1 protein-coding gene is annotated in these 2,108 nt (G+C 63.1%); it reads right to left on the bottom strand.

Features of this window, described 5'->3' with window-relative positions; genetic code table 11:
* Nucleotides 1–278: 278 nt before the first annotated feature.
* Nucleotides 279–1,772, bottom strand: coding sequence for an NAD-dependent succinate-semialdehyde dehydrogenase (locus AAFX91_RS41080; RefSeq protein WP_394570280.1), 1,494 nt, complete (start codon nucleotides 1,770–1,772; stop codon nucleotides 279–281).
* Nucleotides 1,773–2,108: the final 336 nt, after the last annotated feature.

Below are 2,108 nucleotides of genomic sequence, written 5' to 3'. Positions count from 1 at the left end.
CGAGCGGATGACGCAAAAGGGATTGACTGATCCAGGCCCGTTACAGAAGGGTGGGCAAAGCGCAGCGTGCCCACCATTCTGGCTCGAATGCGGATGGTGGGCACGGCGCTGTCGCGCCTTTGCCCACCCTACGCGACCGCCGTCATTCCGGGGCGCGACGAAGTCGCGAGCTCTGATGTGCAATTGCACATCAGAGAATCCATCGGGCGGTAGACCAAGTGGATGAATGGATTCCGGGCTCGCGCTTCGCGCGCCCCGGAATGCCGAGGCAGAAGGGACTACACGCCCGCCATCATCACGTATTTGATCTCGACATATTCTTCCATGCCGTGATGCGAACCTTCGCGGCCCAAGCCGCTCTGCTTGACGCCGCCGAACGGCGCGACTTCGGTCGTGATCAGGCCGGTGTTGACGCCGACCATGCCTGATTCCAGCGCCTCCGCGACGCGCCACACACGCCCGAGGTCGCGTGAATAGAAGTACGAGGCGAGGCCGAACGGCGACTTGTTGCACATCGCGATCACGTCGGCTTCATCCTTGAAGCGGATCACCGGCGCGAGCGGGCCGAATGTCTCTTCCTGCGATACCAGCGCATCCGCCTTGACGTCGGACAGCACCGTCGGCTCGAAGAAGGTGCGGCCGAGCGATGAGCGCTTGCCGCCGGTGACGACCTTGGCGCCGCCCTTCACCGCATCCGCAATGTGCCGCTCGACCTTCTCGATCGCTTCCATGTTGATCAGCGGCCCCTGCACCACGCCTTGCTCGGTGCCGTCGCCGATCTTCATGGCGGCAACCTTCTTCGAGAGCTTCTGCACGAACTCGTCGTAGATCTTGTCCTGGGCATAGAGGCGGTTGGCGCAGACGCAGGTCTGGCCCATGTTGCGGTACTTCGAGACAATCGCGCCCTCGACGGCGGCATCGATATCGGCATCATCGAACACGACGAAGGGCGCGTTGCCGCCGAGTTCCAGCCCGAGCTTCTTCACGCCGACCGACGACTGCCGGTACAGGATCTTGCCGACCTCGGTCGAGCCGGTGAAGCCGACAAAACGCACCGCCGGGTGCTCGCACAGAACCTTGCCGATCGGCGGCGCATCGCCGGTGATGATATTGAACACGCCCTTCGGCACGCCGGCCTTCTCGGCCAGCGCCGCCAGCGCCAGCGCCGAGAGCGGGGTTTCGTTGGCAGGCTTCAGCACCACAGTGCAGCCGGCGGCGAGCGCCGGCGAAACCTTGCGGGTGATCATCGAGTTCGGGAAGTTCCACGGCGTGATCGCGCCGCAAACGCCGATCGGCTGCTTGATCGCGAGCAGCCGCGCATCCGGCCGCTGGGTCGGGATGGTCTCGCCATAGACCCGGCGGGCTTCCTCGGCGAAAAACTCGACATAGGCGCCGCCGATATCGACCTCGCCGAGCGCCTCGGCCAGCGGCTTGCCCTGTTCCGAGGTCAGGATCAGCGCCAGATCCTCGCGGTTGGCGATGATCAATTCGAACCATTTGCGCAGGATGTTGGAACGCTGCTTGGCCGTCAGCTTGGCCCAGGTCGGGAACGCGCGTTCCGCGGCCTCGACCGCCTTGGTGGCGTCATCGGCGCTCATCTGCGGGATCTTCGCCAGTTCGACCCCATCAGCCGGATTGTTTACGGAGAAGACGGGCGTGCCGACCCAGGCGCCATCGATGTAGCAGCGGTCGCGCAGCAGCGAGGGATCTTTCAGGCGATCGCGAAGCGAGGTTCCTGATTGCGAAGCGCGTGCGGCAACGGGCGGGTTCATGGCGTCACTCCTGAAATTTTCTGGGCGTATCGCCCCAACATAGGTCGAAACAGGCCGCAATGCATCGTCCGCTGAAGGCGGACGCGTCAAGCAATTTTGCGGGGTGCGGGAGCCGCCAGCGCGTTTTCGAGCGAAGCATGCCCGCGGACTTGATCCGAAGGTGGACACCGGTTCGCTGCGTAGACTTATCTGCGCAGAAAACGCACCAAAACTAGAATCCAGAGCTTCGGTTCTGATTCAATCAGAACCGAAATGCTCCAGAGCATGATCCGGAAAAGTGGACACCGGTTTTCCCTCGCGACAAACGCGAAGCGTTTGCGCGGAGATCATGCTCAA

Origin of the sequence: Bradyrhizobium sp. 31Argb, assembly GCF_043638955.1 — a bacterium.
In the GTDB taxonomy this organism is placed as follows: Bacteria; Pseudomonadota; Alphaproteobacteria; order Rhizobiales; family Xanthobacteraceae; genus Bradyrhizobium.
This window is presented reverse-complemented; position numbering and strand designations above follow the sequence as displayed.

Excerpts from the sequence above, each read along its gene's own strand:
- AAFX91_RS41080 (WP_394570280.1), bottom strand. The coding sequence starts at position 1,772 with ATGAACCCGCCCGTTGCCGCACGCGCTTCGCAATCAGGAACCTCGCTT.